Source organism: Kineococcus sp. AC630 (genome assembly GCF_979255925.1).
Genome location: NZ_CEEDMJ010000003.1, coordinates 214495 through 228118, shown reverse-complemented (window position 1 = coordinate 228118; position 13624 = coordinate 214495). Strand labels below are relative to the sequence as shown.

Genomic DNA, 13624 nt, shown 5'->3' with positions numbered 1-13624 from the left:
CCACCACCGCTCACCGCTGCGCACCCCGGAGGAACCCACGTGACGATCGAGGACACCGTGCTCGGACACCCGCAGGCGGTTCCCGGGCCGCACGGCGACGTCGACCTGCGCGTCTACCGACCGGCCGGCACCCCCGACGCGGCGCTCGTCTGGGTCCACGGCGGCGGGTTCGCCGCGGGGGACCTCGACATGCCGGAGTCCGACGCCGTGGCCCGTGCCCTCGCCGGCGCCGGGGTGCTCGTCGTCGCCGCCGGCTACCGGCTCGCGGGCCCGGGCACGTTCTACCCCGTCCCCTCCGACGACGTCCTCACCGCCTGGCGGTGGGGCCTGGAGCACGCCCTCGGGGCGGGGGTCGCCCGCGACCGCGTCCAGCTGGGCGGGGCGAGCGCGGGCGGGAACCTCGTCGCCGGCGCGGTGCTGCGCCTGCTCGCGGCCGGAGAACCCGTCCCGGCGGCCGTCTTCCTGGCCTACCCCACCCTGCACGCGGTCCCGCCGCTCGCCTCCCCGGCTGCGGACGCCGCGGTGCAGCGACTCCCGGAGGACGAGCGTTGGCCGGCGCCGACCGTCGAGGCGATGTACCGCGGTTTCGTCGGTGGGGATCCGGCGACGGCGCCCGCCGCCGCCCTCCCCGGCACCGCCGACCTCACGGGTTTCCCGCCCGCCTTCGTCCTCACCAGCGAGGTCGACGGCCTGCGGGGTTCGGCCGACGAGTTCGTCCGGCGGCTCGCCGCGCAGGGGACGTCGGTGCTGTCGGTGTGCGAACCGGGGACGGAGCACGGGCACCTGAACCGGCCGGGACCGCAGTTCGACGCCAGCCTCCGGCGGGTGGCGACCTGGCTCCGCAACGCCCCGGAGCTGGCGGGCTGAAGAACATCCACGGAAAGGGTAGGAAACTTTCCTAACCCCTGCTAGCGTCCTCGCACGGTCAAGCTCCGACGTGGGTGGGAGGTCCTCGGCATGGCGACGCACGACGACCTCCCGGGAACTCCACGCCTGCTGCGGGCGATCAACGACCGTGCGGCCCTGCGTCTGCTCCTGGAACACGGCCGGTTGTCCCGCACCGAACTCGGAGCCCTCACCGGGTTGTCCAAACCGACCGCCTCCCAGATGCTCACGAGGCTCGAGGCCGCCGGTCTGGTCCTGCCCGTCGAGGGGACCGCCACCGGCGGACCGGGGCGGGTCGCCCAGCTCTACGAACTGAACCCCACCGCCGGTTTCGCGCTCGCGGTCGACGTCACCCCGGGATCCACCCGGGCCGTCGTCGTCGACCTCCTCGGGAACCACGTCGGCGACGCCGACCTCCCCCGCACGGGGGACGACGCGGTGGACCTCTTCCGCCGGGCCCGGGAACGGGCGCTGGCCGCCGCGGGTGTCGGAGCCACCGACATCACGCACACCGTCGTGGCCCTGCCCGGCGCCTACGACAACGCCACCCGCACGCTGCGCCACGCCCGGCACCTGCCCGGCTGGCACCGCGACGGGGTCTTCGCGGAACTCGGGGAACTCCTCGAGGGCCGGGTCGAGTTCGAGAACGACGTCAACCTGCTGGCCCTGGCCGAACTGCACCAGGGCGCCTCCGTGGGCACGGGAACCTCCGTCCTGCTCTGGTCCGCCAGCGGCATCGGCGCGGCCGTGGTCGTCAGAGGTCGGTTGCACCGCGGGGCCACCGGCAGTGCCGGGGAACTCGGGTACCTCCCCGTCCCGGGTGCGCCGCTCGTCCGCGAGGTGAACCAGGACACCGGAGGGTTCGAGCAGTCCGTCGGTGAACCGGGACTCCTCGAACTCGCCCGCCACCATGGGGTCCCGGGCGGGAGTCCGGAACAGGTCGTCGCGGCGGCGCCTCCCGGCGGGGAGTTCCTCACCGAGCTCGCGACCCGCTACGCCACCGGGATCGCCGCCGTCGTCGCGGTGCTCGACCCGGAGGTCGTCGTCTTCTCCGGGCCGGTCGCCGAGGCCGGTGACGAGGTCCTGCGCGCGCTCGTGGAACGGGAGGTCGCCGCCCTGGCGATGCGTCCCGTCCCCGTGCGACTCGGCACGATCCTGCACGACCCGGTGCTCACGGGAGCGACGCACGTCGCCGTGACCCGACTGCGCGACAACGTGTTCGACTCCGCCGGCGCGCCCGACGCGCGTTCCGGCGAACGCACCGCCGGTTCCTGACGAACCACCGCACGACCACCCCGTCCCGCGGGGTGGCGCGTCGTCGTACCTCGATCCCGACCCCGTGAGGGTTCCCCAGAGCTCCCGCCACTTCGTCGTACCCGGGAACGGGTGCGCAGAAAGGACCGGACGTGTCGAAACTCCCCGCTCGCCGCCCCGCGCTCAACCGCCTCGGAGCGGCGCTCGCCGTGTTCTCCCTCGCCGCCCTCGGGGCGTGCGCACCGTCCTCGAACGGCGGCGACGGCACCAGCGCCGACGACCAGCAGACCATCACCTTCTGGCACGGCTGGAGCCAGGACACCGAGACCGCCGCGATCGACGCCAACATCGCGAAGTTCGAGGAGCTGCACCCCGACATCGAGGTCAAGACCGTCGGTGCGGTCACCGACGACAAGATCCTGCAGGGCATCCGCGGGGCCGACGCCCCCGACGTCGTCTCCTCCTTCAACACCCTCAACGTGGGAGCGTTCTGCGGCGGCGCCCTCGTCGACCTGAACCCGCTCATGGCGAAGGACGGGATCGAGAAGGACACCACCTACGTCAAGTCCATGACGCAGTACAGCTCCTACGACGGGGTCCAGTGCACCGTCCCGCTGCTGAGCGACAACTACGGACTGTTCTACAACACCGACATGTTCGCGGCGGCCGGGATCCAGGGACCGCCGAAGACCTGGACGGAACTCCAGCAGGACGCGGTGAAGCTCACGAAGGGTTCGGGGGACAGCTACTCCCAGCTCGGCATCATGCCGAACCTGCACGGGTACGAGAACGGCACCGGACACTCGATGGTCCAGTGGGGCGCCACCTACTTCGACACCGACGGCAAGGCCGTCATGTCGAAGGACCCCGCGGTCACGAACTTCCTGACCTACTGGAAGGGCCTGGAGGACTCCCTCGGCGGGTACGCGAACCTGGAGAGGTACCGGACGACCTTCGGTGAGGAGTTCTCGCCCGAGAACGCCTTCGAAGCGCAGGAGGTCGCCATGCAGATCGACGGTGAGTGGCGGACCCAGAACCTCGCGACCGACCAGGTGCCGTTCGGGTGGGCCACCGCCCCGATGCCCGTCCCCGACGACCGGCTCGACGAGTACGGCCGGGGGTGGACCTCGGGCACGGTCGTCGGCATCCCCGCCCGGAGCAAGCACCAGCAGGCCGCCTGGGAACTCGTGAAGTTCCTGACGACGGACACCGACGCCCTGGTCGGTTTCGCCAACGCCATCCACAACGTCCCCTCCACCTACGCCTCGCTGCAGTCGCCGGACCTCGTCAAGGACGACAAGTTCCAGACCTTCCTCGACATCGCGGCGAACCCGCTGACGACCTCGCCGGTGGTGACCAAGGACGGCGACCAGTACCTGCAGATCTTCGAGGACTTCGCCTACCGCTGGGAGTCGGGTGAGGTGACCGACCTCCAGGCCGGTTTGCGCGAGGTCGACCAGCGCATCGACGCGGCGATGGCCCAGGCCGGTGAGTAGCGCACTCGCCGCCGGCCGGCGTCGGGGGGTCTCCCGCTCGCGGTGGGTCGTGCTGGCCTTCATCTCCCCGTTCGTCCTCGGCGTCGTCCTGTTCTTCGGCTACCCGCTGGTCTCGACGATCGTGTACTCCTTCGAGAAGTACGACCAGATCAACCCGCCCACCTGGGTGGGGACGCAGAACTGGCACTACGTCTTCGACGAGTACCCGAGGTTCTGGACGGCGCTGCGGAACACGGCCTGGCTGGTCGTGGTGATGGTGAGCCTCCGCCTCGTCTTCGGGCTCGCGGTGGGGATGCTCATCGTCCGCGTGCGCGCCGGGGTGGGGATCTTCCGGACCGTCTTCTACCTGCCCTACCTGGCACCCCCGGTGGCCTCGACGCTGGTGTTCGTGTTCCTGCTGAACCCCGGCAGCGGGCCGGTGAACGGCCTGCTGGAGGCGGTGGGCGTCCCGGCCCCGGCCTGGTTCACCGACCCGAACTGGTCGAAACCGGCGTTGGTGCTGCTGTCCCTGTGGGGCATCGGGGACCTCATGGTCATCTTCACGGCCTCCCTGCTGGACGTGCCGCGCGAGTTGTACGAGGCGGCCGAGCTCGACGGCGCCGGGGCGTTCGGCCGGTTCTGCTTCATCACGTTGCCGACGATCCGGCCCATCCTGCTCTTCACGACGGTGACGGGCGTCATCGCCACCATGCAGTACTACACGCAGGCCCTGGTCGCCGGGCAGGCCGCGAGCGGTCAGCTGAGCTCCGCGGGCAGCCGGGTCGAACCCGGCTACCCGAACGGTTCGACGCTGACGCTGCCGCAACTGGTCTACAACCTCGGCTTCCAGAACTTCGACACCGGCTCGGCGAGCGTCATCGCGGTGGTGATGTTCGTCCTGGCCATGGCGTGCACCGTCCTGCTGCTGAAGGCCGGCGGCGGGTTCCTCAAGACCGGGAGGGTCGGATGAGCACCGGAGTCCTCACGAAGCCAGGGCCCGTCGAGGTCGTCGCGACCGACCGCGGGTGGCGCCGGCTGGGCCGCACCCGGACCCAGGTCCTGCTGTGGATCGCGACGCACGCCGTCGCGGTCGGCCTGGCCGTCCTGTTCCTGGCCCCCATCGCGTTCCTGCTGCTCACCTCGGTGATGTCCGACCGGCAGGCGTTGTCGGGGTCGTTGTGGCCGGACACCTGGCAGTGGTCGAACTACCGCCGGGTCTGGGACACCCCGAACTTCCTGCTCTGGTGGCGCAACTCCCTGGTCTACGCCGGGGTGGGCACGCTGCTCGCGATCACCTCCAGCGTGTTCCCCGCCTACGCGCTGGCCAAGTTCCGCTTCCGCGGTTCCAACGCCCTGATGGTCGTCGTGGTGGCGGCCATGATGCTGCCGCCGCAGGTCGTCGTCGTCCCGATGTACGTCGTGTGGTCGCAGTACTTCGGGCTGACCGGGTCGTTGTGGCCGCTCATCATCCCGCTCGCCTTCGGGGACGCCTTCTCGATCTTCCTGCTGCGCCAGTTCATGCTGACGTTGCCGGACGAGGTCGTGGACGCTGCCAAGGTCGACGGCTGCGGGGAACTGCGGACGTTGTGGCACGTCGTGCTGCCGATGTGCAAACCGGCCGTCGTGGCGACCTCGCTGTTCCAGTTCTTCGCCCTCTGGAACGACTACTTCGGTCCGCAGATCTACGCCAGCGACGACCCGCGCGCCTGGACGTTGTCCTACGGGCTGCAGACGTTCAAGGGTGCGCACTCCACCGACTGGAACGTGACGATGGCGGCCACCGCCCTCGTCGTGCTGCCGGTGGTCGTCGTGTTCTTCCTCGCCCAGCGCGCCTTCGTCGAAGGCGTCACCCTGACAGGAGTCAAAGGATGAAGATCGTCGTCGTGGGTGGAGGCTCCACCTACACACCGGAACTCGTCGACGGGGTCGCCCGCCTGCAGCACGAGCTGCCGATCTCGGAGATCGTGCTCGTCGACCCCGACGTCGGGCGCCGCGACCTGCTGGCGGGGGTGTCCCAGCGCATCCTCGACGCGCAGGGTGCGCCCGTCCGGGTGCGGGCGAGCGCCGACGTCGCCGAGGCGGCCGACGGGGCCGTGGCCGTCCTGCTGCAACTGCGGGTCGGCGGGCAGGCCGCGCGGGCCCGGGACGAGAGCTGGCCGCTGGAGTGCGGCTGCCTGGGCCAGGAGACCACCGGGGCCGGGGGCCTCGCGAAGGCGCTGCGGACGGTGCCCGTCGTCCTCGACATCGCCGAGCAGGTCCGGCGGGTGAACCCTGACGCCTGGATCGTCGACTTCACCAACCCGGTCGGGATCGTCACGCGGGCGCTGCTGACGCAGGGCCACAAGGCGCTCGGGTTGTGCAACGTCGCCGTGGGGTTGCAGCGGTTCTTCGCCGCTCGCCTCGACGTCGCCCCGGAACGGATCTCGCTGGACCACGTGGGGTTGAACCACCTCACCTGGGAACGTGCCGTCCGGGTCCTCGACGAGGACGGTGGCCCGGGGGAGGACGTGCTGCCGCGCCTGCTCGCCGAAGACGGGGAGACCATCGCCAAGCACCTGCACCACCCGCTGGAACTCGTCCGGGCCGTGCGGGCGCTGCCGTCGTACTACCTGCGCTACTTCTACGAGCACGACACCGTCGTCCGCGAGCAGACCGGGGTCCCCTCCCGCGCCGAGCAGGTCGCGGGGATGGAGGCGGAACTGCTGGAGATGTACGCCGACCCCGCCCTGCACGAGAAACCCGAACTGCTGCAGCACCGCGGGGGCGCGTTCTACTCCGAGGCCGCGATCGCCCTGGTCGCCTCCCTGGTGAACGACCGCCGTGACGTCCAGGTCGTCAACACGTTCAACCGCGGCACCTACGGGTTCCTCCCCGACGACATGGTCGTCGAGATCCCCGCCGTGGTGGGAGCACACGGTGCGACCCCCGTCGTCCCCGAGCCGCTGGACCCGGCCAAGGCGGGGCTGGTCGCGCACGTCGCGGCCTACGAGCAGCTCGCGCTGGAGGCCGCGCTGCACGGGGGACGGGACCGGGTCGTCGAGGCGTTGCTGGCGCACCCGCTGATCGGGCAGTGGGACCAGGCCACCTGGCTCGCCGACCGGTTGCTCGCCGAGAACGCCCGGTTCCTGGCGTGGGCGTGAACGGTGACGACCCGGTGGTGGTGGCGCTCGACGCCGGGAACTCCAAGACGGACACGGTGGTCGTCGACGCGGAGGGGACGGTCCTCGCGAGCGCCCGGACGGGCGGGTTCCGGCCCAGCGCGGTCGGGCTGGCCACGGCGTTCACCGAACTCACCGACGGGATCGAGCTCGCGTTGCGGCGCGCGGGTGACCCGCCGGTGGAACTGCTGGCGGCCTACCTCGCCAACGCCGACCTCCCGGCCGAGGAGGAGCGCTACGCAGCCGACCTGACGGCCCGCGGCTACGCCCGGCGCGTCGTCGTGGGCAACGACACGTTCGCGTTGCTGCGGTCCGGGGTCGTGGCCGGATCGAGCGCCCCGCAGGGGGTCGCGGTCGTGTGCGGGGCGGGGATCAACTGCGTCGGGCTGGCTCCGGACGGTTCCACCGCGAGGTTCCTCGCCCTCGGCCCGACGACGGGGGACTGGGGCGGGGGTGGCGCCCTCGTCAACGAGGTCATGTACGCCGCGACCCGGGCCGAGGACGGCCGGGGTCCCGAGACCGCCCTGCGCCCGGCCGTGGCGGACCTCTTCGGCCTGCCGACCGCCCTGGCCGTCGCCCTCGCCGTGCACCTGGGCAGGATTCCCGCCCCGGACCTGCACGCGCTGGTCCCGGTGCTGTTCGACGTCGCCGCGGCGGGGGACGCGGTGGCCCGTGCCATCGCACGGCGGCAGGCCGAGGAGGTCGTCGCGATGGCCCGGGTCGCGTTGCAGCGGTTGGGGTTGGATGCCGCTCCGGTCGACGTCGTGCTCGGCGGCGGAGTCCTGGCGGGGGGTCACCGCGTGCTGCTCGACGCCGTCCGGGAGGGGGTTCTCGCGGTCGCGCCCGGCGCCCGGTTCGTCGTCCCGGACGCACCGCCGGTGCTCGGGGCGGCGTTGCTGGCCCTCGACGGACTGGGGTTGGGGAGCGAGGCCCGGGCCCGGGCCGAGCGGCGGTTGCGTTCCGGGGCGGTCGCGGCGGCGCAACCGGTCTGAGCGGTTGGTCCTCCGGGACCTACCGGCCGGCGGATCCCCCTCCTCGCGGGAGCAGGACGACCTTGCCGACGACCGTCCGCGACTCGGCCAGGCGCATCGCCTCGGCGACCTCGCCCAGCGGGAACGTCGCGGCGACGTGGGTGCTCAACCGACCCTGGGCGAGGAGTGCGAAGACGCTGCCGAGGTCCTCGCGGATCCTCGCCTGGAACCGTGCGGGGTTCCGGCGGCCGGCCCAGACGTTGAAGAACGTCGCGCGTCGGCCGTCGGGCCGGACGTTCCACCAGGCGAGTCGGGCCACGAGCCTCAGGACGGGCCAGGTCGGGTTCCCGCTGTCGTCGCGGGTGGCGGCGCTCCCGTAGGAGACGAGGGCGCCGCCACGTCGCAGCAACCGGTGGGAGGCGGACAGGCCGGCCCCGCCGACGTGGTCGAAGACGGCGTCGACCCCGTCGGGGGCGAGGGCCCGGACCTGCGCCTCGACGTCGCCGCGGTAGTCCACGGGTTCGACCCCGAGGTCGCGCAGCGCGTCGTGGTGGCGTGGTGAGGCGGTGCCGATCACCCGGGCACCCGCGTCGCGGGCGAGTTGGGCGAGCACCGTCCCGACGCCGCCGTTCGCACCGTGCACGAGGACCGTCTGACCGGCCCGGACCTTCGCGGACCGGTGCAGCATCGACCACGCGGTGATCCCGTTCACGACCAGGGTCGAGGCGTCGGCGGGGTCCACGCCGGCCGGCACCGGCACCAGGTCCCCGGCCGCGACGAGGGCGTGGGTGGCCCAGCCGCCGGTCTTCGTCATGGCCGCCACGCGCTGTCCGAGGAGTCCGGCGGGGGTACCGGGTCCGAGGTCGGCGACGGTCCCCACGAGGTCGTAGCCGGGGGTGAAGGGGAACGCGGGCTGGTCGTAGTAGCGGCCCCGGCGCATCTGCTGCTCGGCGTAGGAGATGCCGCTGGCTTCGACGGCCACCAGCACCTGGCCGGTGGTGGGCGCGGGGAGGTCGACCTGCTCGAGGCGCAGGCCCTCGGGTTCGACGACGCCGGGGAGGACGACTCGGGTGGTGGTCATGGTGGTCTCCTTGTGTGTGATTGGTCAGTCACTTCGTGGAGCACGCCGAAGAGCACTGCGGTGCAGCGCTCTCAGGGGTGGCGGATGCCGTGGGTGAGGGTGCTCGCCCACGCGTGCGGCAGGTCGTGGAGGTCGGCCGTCACGACGAGGTGGCACAGCTGGCCGTAGGCCAGGAAGCGCTGGACGGCGTCGGGGTCCGCGCCGGAGAGGTCGGTGGCCGTCTGCGTCACCAGGGCGAGACCGCGGCGCACCGCGTCGCGGATCTCGGGGACGTCGCAGGAACTCTGCGCGTGGACCTGCAGCATCAGCAGGTCGCGGTCGGCGATCAGTTGCGCGTAGGCGCCGCCCATCGCGTCGAGGACCCCCGCGGGGGAGGGGTCGGCAGCCTGTTCGGCCCCTTCGTGCAGGGCCCGTGCGACCAGCGAGTAGCAGTGGTCGAGGGCCGCCGTGAAGAGGCCGAGCTTGCCGTCGAAGAGCCGGAACACGTAGGCGGGGGAGATCCCCGCCTCCGTCGCGACGGCCGCCACCGGGGTCGCGTGGTAGCCGCTGCGCGCGAAGACCCGGACCGCGCTGGCGACGGCCAGTGCGCGCTGGGCCTGCGCCGTCGACCTCGTCGCTGTCATGTATGTGATTGAACAGTCACAACAGCTCGACGTCAACCCCCGTCACGTCACCAGCTCAGGCGGGTCGCCGTCAGTCCGCCGTCCACGTCCAGCGTGATCCCCTGCACCATCCGGGCCGCGTCCGAGACGAGGAAAGCCACGGCGTCCGCGACGTCCTGCGGCGCAGCAGGTGCCCCGGCCGGAGTCGCCGCCGCCTGGGCCAGCACCACCTCACGGGCGTAGTCGTTGCCGGGCGTCAGGGTGATGCCCGGGGCGACGGTGTTCACCCGCACCCCGCTGGGGCCGAACTCGGCGGCCCAGGTCCGGGTCATCTGCTCCACCGCGGCCTTCGTCGCCGTGTACATGGCCCCGAACGGCACCCCCGTCCGCGACATCCACGACCCGATGTTGACGATCGCACCGCCACCGTGGGCGACCATCGCCGGAGCGATCTGCCCCACGAGGACGTGCGGGGCGCGGACGTTCACCGCGAGCATCGCGTCGAGGTCCTCGTCGGAGGCGCTCGCGGTCGGGCCGACGGGGTAGATGCCGGCGTTGTTCACCAGCACGTCGATGCGACCCCCGAGCAGCTGCGTCGCGGTCTCGACGAGGGCACGGAGTTCGGTGGCGGGGCGGGAGAGGTCGGCGGCGAGGAAGTCGGCCTTCGCGCCGGCGGCGCGCAGTTCCTCGACCAGGCGTTCGCCGCGGGTCGCGTCCCGCCCGCTCACCAGGACGTGGGTGCCGGCGGCGGCGAGGGTGCGGGCGATGGCCTCGCCGATCCCGCTGGTGGATCCGGTGACCAGGGCGGTTCGGTTCAGGGTCTCGTTCGTCGTCATGACCACAGTTGAGCCGGGTTCGCGGAACCGGACCAGAGCCTGTCCAACCTGGTCACGGCAGGACCAGGTCGATCCTGGTGGCGGGTCGTACCGTGGAGCCGTGCCTGCCGACCGTTCCGCCCTGGGGGCCTTCCTGCGTTCGCGCCGTGACCGGCTCACCCCCGCCCAGGCCGGGATGACCCCGTTCCCCGGCCCGCGGCGGGTTCCCGGTCTGCGCAAGGAGGAACTCGCGGTCCTCGCCGGACTCAGCCCCGACTACTACAGCCGGCTGGAACAGGGTCGCCAGGCGAACGTCTCGGTGGGGATCCTCGACGAACTCGCCCGCGCGCTCCGCCTCGACGACGTGGAACGGCAGCACCTGCACGACCTGGCCGCCCCCGCAGGACGACCCGGCACGGTCCGGGAACCGCCGCAGGTCGCCGACCCGGGGTTGTTGCGGGTGATGACGACCCTCGACCACGTTCCCGTGCTGCTGCTGGGCGACCGCTCGCAGGTCCTGGCCCGCAACGCGTTGCTCCGCGAGATGCTGGGGGACCCGATGGAACCGGGGCGGGTGTTCTCCGACTGGTTGCTGACCGATCCCGTGGCCCGCGAACGCATCCTGAACTGGGTCGAGTTCGCCCAGTACGCCGTCGCGGCGCTGCGCCGGGAATCGGCCCGCCGCCCGCACGACCGCCGCCTGCACGCCGAGATCGCCAGGTTGCGCACCGACCCGGACGTCGACCGCTGGTGGGAGGACCACCGGGTGCGGGACTACGCCTCGATGACGAAGCGCATCCAGCACCCCGCCGCGGGCACCCTGACGTTCGGGGTGGAAGTGCTCGTCGGTCCGCTGGACCCCGGGCAGCGCTTGATCGTCTACACCTGCGAACCGGGTTCGGCGACGGCCCTCGCCCTCCCCCTGCTGACGTCGTGGGCACTGGACCCGGTTCCGCCTCGAGGATGAAGTGCGGTCCGCCCGGAGCGTGAGGCGTGTCCGTTCAGGCCGAGCGGCGGATCTCCGCGAGGACGAGACCGGTCGCGGTCTCGCGGTCCAGGTCGACCCCCGCCGCGCGGAGCGCGCGAACGGCCGGCCCCTCCGGGTGGTCGAGGATCGCGAGCAGGAGGTGCTCCGTGCCGATGTAGCCGTGCCGCAGCGAGATCGCCACCCGCAGCGCGTCGGTGAGGGTTTCCCGGCCCGTGCTGTCGAACGGCAGGTGGCCGGGACCCGTTCCGCCGAAGAACCTGCGTCGGCGGGGTTCCCCGTCGAGCGCACCGGGCCCGAAGGACTCCTCCGCCCGGCGTCGCACCTCGTCCACGTCGATCCCGAGTTCCCGCAGCGCGGCCGCGTCCGCGGCGGGCCCGGCGGAGTCGCGGACGACGGGAGCGAGGGTGGCGGCGTCGGCGCCCGCGCCGACGAGGACCCGCTGCGCCACCGAGGGGGTGGCGAGCAGGGACAGCAGGAGGTGCTGGGACCCGATGCCGGCGTGGCGGAACTCCCGCCCGACGGTCTGGGCGTGCGCGACGGCCTCGCGGGCCGGTCGGGTGAACCGTTCGAACACAGGTTTCTCCTCCGGGTCAGAGTTTCCGGGAGTGCTTCTTGTGGACGGCCTGCTTGCTGACGCCGAGGGCCAGGGCGATGTCCGCCCACGACCACCCGAGATCACGGGCCCGGGCGACCTGGAGGTCCTCGAGCCGTTCGAGCAGGCGTCGGAGGGCGGCGACGGCGCGCAGGCCCACCGCCGGGTCGGGATCCGTCCCGCGGGTGACCAGCAGGTCGGTGCTGTCCGGTTCGCTCATGCGTCAACTGTGGTTGACGATGGTGGGATTGTCAACTTTTGTTGACGGATTGTCTGCAGTTTCCCGTCAGACCTCTCGTCCTACGGCCCTCGCCACGGGTGCGCGACGGGTCGCTTCGCGCGGTGCGGACCCAGCGCTGTCGGCGGCGCGCAGGGTGACGATGGGACTGCGCAGTTCCTGGCGCGCGTCGATGACGAACTGCCGGCCGTGGTCTTCCCGAACGAGTTCAGCGGGCTCGCCGGGGTCCGGCTGACGTCCGCCGGTCCACGGGACGGGAACGTCGCTGACGCCCGGAAGAAAGGCGTCACGGCCTGCACCACCGGCAGTGTCGAGCAGGTCATGAGCACCTACCCGACCGGTTTCGTCGTGCAGTGACGTCGGACCCGTCGTGCGGTGATCTCTCGTGGTGGCACCTCAGGTGGCGTTCAGGACCCGACTGCCATGGTCGTCCCCAACGACCGGTGGCCACCTCGAGGCTGCCGGTCCGACCACGCGCCGACCACCCGGAGATCTCGTGTCCACTTCCACCGCCGTCGTGGGGTTCGACACCACCACGAACGGCACTGCGGGGCTGAGCGGGATCACCGGGTTGTTCGCGGACCCGTCGACGCTGCGGGGGGGAGGTCGGCGTCGGCCTGCTCGCCCTCCACGCCGTCGTGCGCCCTCGGGCGCTGCAGCGCTCCCGCTGAACCGCCGCTACGAGATCGCCGAACCAACCGAACCAGAGTCAGGAAGCACCGTGCAGTTGTGGCAGGCCGTCGTCCTCGGCATCGTCGAGGGACTCACCGAGTTCCTCCCCGTGTCCAGCACCGGACACCTCACCATCGTCGAGAAGCTCCTCGGGTTGCGGGTCGATGACGCCGGGACCACGGCGTTCACCGCGATCATCCAGTTCGGCGCGATCATCGCGGTCATCGGGTACTTCCGCCGCGACATCGCCCGGCTGCTGCTGGCCTGGATCCGGGGACTGCGGAACCCCGCCGCACGCGAGACCGACTACCGGCTGGCGTGGTGCGTCATCGTGGGGTCGGTCCCGGTGGGGCTGGTGGGCTTCCTGGCCAAGGACGTCGTCTCCGGCCCGTTGCGCAGCTTGTGGGTCGTGGCCGTGGCGCTCATCGGCTGGAGCTTCGTCATGATCGCGGCCGAGAGCTTCGCTGCCCGCCGTGCCGTGCAGCACGGTGAGTCCCAGGTCGACCTCCAGGACGCGGTCGCCATCGGGCTGCTCCAGTGCCTCGCCCTGGTTCCGGGGGTTTCGCGGTCCGGAGCCACCATCAGCGCCGGCCTGTTCCGCGGTCTGGACCGGGTGACCGCGACCCGGCTGTCGTTCTTCATGTCGATCCCGGCGCTGACCGCGGCCGGTCTCTACGAGGGGGTCTCGGCAGGGTCCGACGTCTCGGCCACCGTCGGGTGGGGTGCCACCGCCGTGGGGACCCTGGTGAGCCTCGTCGTGGCGTACGCCTCCATCGCGTGGTTGCTGCGTTTCGTCGCCCACCACCGCATCAGCGTCTTCGCAGGATACCGGGTCACCCTCGGCGTCGTGCTCCTCGCGCTGCTGGGCACGGGAACCCTCGCCGCGGTGTGAC

General features: G+C 71.9%; 15 protein-coding genes. 10 read left to right on the top strand and 5 right to left on the bottom strand.

All coding sequences use genetic code 11. From position 1 onward, the window contains the following. Nucleotides 1–39 precede the first annotated feature (39 nt). The 7 genes from AC0I8G_RS04800 to AC0I8G_RS04770 all read left to right on the top strand — a co-directional run bounded on the left by AC0I8G_RS04800 (nucleotide 40) and on the right by AC0I8G_RS04770 (nucleotide 7764). Nucleotides 40–867: an alpha/beta hydrolase gene (locus AC0I8G_RS04800; protein WP_471728904.1), complete on the top strand. Its 828-nt coding sequence runs from the start codon at nucleotides 40–42 to the stop codon at nucleotides 865–867. A gap of 90 nt (nucleotides 868–957) precedes the next feature. Continuing rightward, on the top strand, nucleotides 958–2160 hold the full coding sequence (locus tag AC0I8G_RS04795) for an ROK family transcriptional regulator (protein ID WP_471728903.1): 1203 nt from the start codon (nucleotides 958–960) through the stop codon (nucleotides 2158–2160). Between the two features lie 131 nt (nucleotides 2161–2291). After that, a complete protein-coding gene (locus tag AC0I8G_RS04790; protein ID WP_471728902.1) occupies nucleotides 2292–3635 on the top strand; it encodes an extracellular solute-binding protein in 1344 nt (447 codons plus the stop codon). Then, nucleotides 3628–4584: a carbohydrate ABC transporter permease gene (locus AC0I8G_RS04785; RefSeq protein WP_471728901.1), complete on the top strand. Its 957-nt coding sequence runs from the start codon at nucleotides 3628–3630 to the stop codon at nucleotides 4582–4584. The genes AC0I8G_RS04790 and AC0I8G_RS04785 overlap by 8 nt, the downstream gene beginning before the upstream one ends. Beyond that, nucleotides 4581–5486, top strand: a complete 906-nt coding sequence (locus AC0I8G_RS04780) for a carbohydrate ABC transporter permease (RefSeq protein ID WP_471728900.1) — start codon at nucleotides 4581–4583, stop codon at nucleotides 5484–5486. The genes AC0I8G_RS04785 and AC0I8G_RS04780 overlap by 4 nt, the downstream gene beginning before the upstream one ends. Continuing rightward, a complete protein-coding gene (locus tag AC0I8G_RS04775) occupies nucleotides 5483–6754 on the top strand; it encodes a 6-phospho-beta-glucosidase (protein ID WP_471728899.1) in 1272 nt (423 codons plus the stop codon). Before AC0I8G_RS04780 ends, AC0I8G_RS04775 begins: the two co-directional genes overlap by 4 nt. Beyond that, complete coding sequence (locus AC0I8G_RS04770) at nucleotides 6751–7764, top strand: N-acetylglucosamine kinase (protein ID WP_471728898.1); 1014 nt, start codon at nucleotides 6751–6753, stop codon at nucleotides 7762–7764. Before AC0I8G_RS04775 ends, AC0I8G_RS04770 begins: the two co-directional genes overlap by 4 nt. A 19-nt stretch (nucleotides 7765–7783) precedes the next feature. On the opposite strand, the gene AC0I8G_RS04765 is transcribed toward AC0I8G_RS04770, so the two are convergent. The 3 genes from AC0I8G_RS04765 to AC0I8G_RS04755 form a co-directional block, all read right to left on the bottom strand. Continuing rightward, the gene (locus AC0I8G_RS04765; protein WP_471728897.1) at nucleotides 7784–8824 is read right to left on the bottom strand and encodes a medium chain dehydrogenase/reductase family protein; all 1041 of its coding nucleotides are present in this window, start codon (nucleotides 8822–8824) and stop codon (nucleotides 7784–7786) included. A 71-nt stretch (nucleotides 8825–8895) separates the two neighbouring features. After that, nucleotides 8896–9447 (bottom strand): TetR/AcrR family transcriptional regulator, encoded by a 552-nt coding sequence (locus AC0I8G_RS04760; RefSeq protein ID WP_471728896.1) that lies wholly within the window; start codon nucleotides 9445–9447, stop codon nucleotides 8896–8898. Nucleotides 9448–9494: 47 nt separating this feature from the next. Next, nucleotides 9495–10262: an SDR family NAD(P)-dependent oxidoreductase gene (locus AC0I8G_RS04755; protein ID WP_471728895.1), complete on the bottom strand. Its 768-nt coding sequence runs from the start codon at nucleotides 10260–10262 to the stop codon at nucleotides 9495–9497. A gap of 100 nt (nucleotides 10263–10362) precedes the next feature. Between AC0I8G_RS04755 and AC0I8G_RS04750 the strand changes: the two genes are divergently transcribed. Then, entirely contained in the window at nucleotides 10363–11208 is an 846-nt protein-coding gene (locus AC0I8G_RS04750) for a helix-turn-helix transcriptional regulator (protein WP_471728894.1), read from the top strand. Nucleotides 11209–11242: 34 nt separating this feature from the next. Here AC0I8G_RS04750 and AC0I8G_RS04745 read toward each other — a convergent pair whose 3' ends face one another. Both AC0I8G_RS04745 and AC0I8G_RS04740 read right to left on the bottom strand, forming a co-directional pair. Beyond that, nucleotides 11243–11803, bottom strand: a complete 561-nt coding sequence (locus AC0I8G_RS04745) for a Clp protease N-terminal domain-containing protein (protein WP_471728893.1) — start codon at nucleotides 11801–11803, stop codon at nucleotides 11243–11245. Nucleotides 11804–11819: 16 nt separating this feature from the next. Beyond that, nucleotides 11820–12041 carry a helix-turn-helix domain-containing protein gene (locus AC0I8G_RS04740; protein WP_471728892.1) on the bottom strand — a complete coding sequence of 74 codons (222 nt, stop codon included), beginning with the start codon at nucleotides 12039–12041 and terminating at the stop codon, nucleotides 11820–11822. A gap of 207 nt (nucleotides 12042–12248) precedes the next feature. Here AC0I8G_RS04740 and AC0I8G_RS04735 point away from each other — a divergent pair, with 207 nt between their 5' ends. Next, nucleotides 12249–12416, top strand: a complete 168-nt coding sequence (locus AC0I8G_RS04735; RefSeq protein WP_471728891.1) for a hypothetical protein — start codon at nucleotides 12249–12251, stop codon at nucleotides 12414–12416. A 139-nt stretch (nucleotides 12417–12555) separates the two neighbouring features. Further along, nucleotides 12556–13623: an undecaprenyl-diphosphate phosphatase gene (locus tag AC0I8G_RS04730; RefSeq protein ID WP_471728890.1), complete on the top strand. Its 1068-nt coding sequence runs from the start codon at nucleotides 12556–12558 to the stop codon at nucleotides 13621–13623. Nucleotide 13624 lies beyond the last annotated feature (1 nt).

What these genes read in the sequence shown, in the direction of transcription:
- AC0I8G_RS04755 (WP_471728895.1), bottom strand. Translation starts at nt 10,262, where the DNA reads ATGACGACGAACGAGACCCTGAACCGAACCGCCCTGGTCACCGGATCC.
- AC0I8G_RS04775 (WP_471728899.1), top strand. Translation starts at nt 5,483, where the DNA reads ATGAAGATCGTCGTCGTGGGTGGAGGCTCCACCTACACACCGGAACTC.
- AC0I8G_RS04780 (WP_471728900.1), top strand. Translation starts at nt 4,581, where the DNA reads ATGAGCACCGGAGTCCTCACGAAGCCAGGGCCCGTCGAGGTCGTCGCG.
- AC0I8G_RS04795 (WP_471728903.1), top strand. Translation starts at nt 958, where the DNA reads ATGGCGACGCACGACGACCTCCCGGGAACTCCACGCCTGCTGCGGGCG.
- AC0I8G_RS04760 (WP_471728896.1), bottom strand. Translation starts at nt 9,447, where the DNA reads ATGACAGCGACGAGGTCGACGGCGCAGGCCCAGCGCGCACTGGCCGTC.
- AC0I8G_RS04740 (WP_471728892.1), bottom strand. Translation starts at nt 12,041, where the DNA reads ATGAGCGAACCGGACAGCACCGACCTGCTGGTCACCCGCGGGACGGAT.
- AC0I8G_RS04765 (WP_471728897.1), bottom strand. Translation starts at nt 8,824, where the DNA reads ATGACCACCACCCGAGTCGTCCTCCCCGGCGTCGTCGAACCCGAGGGC.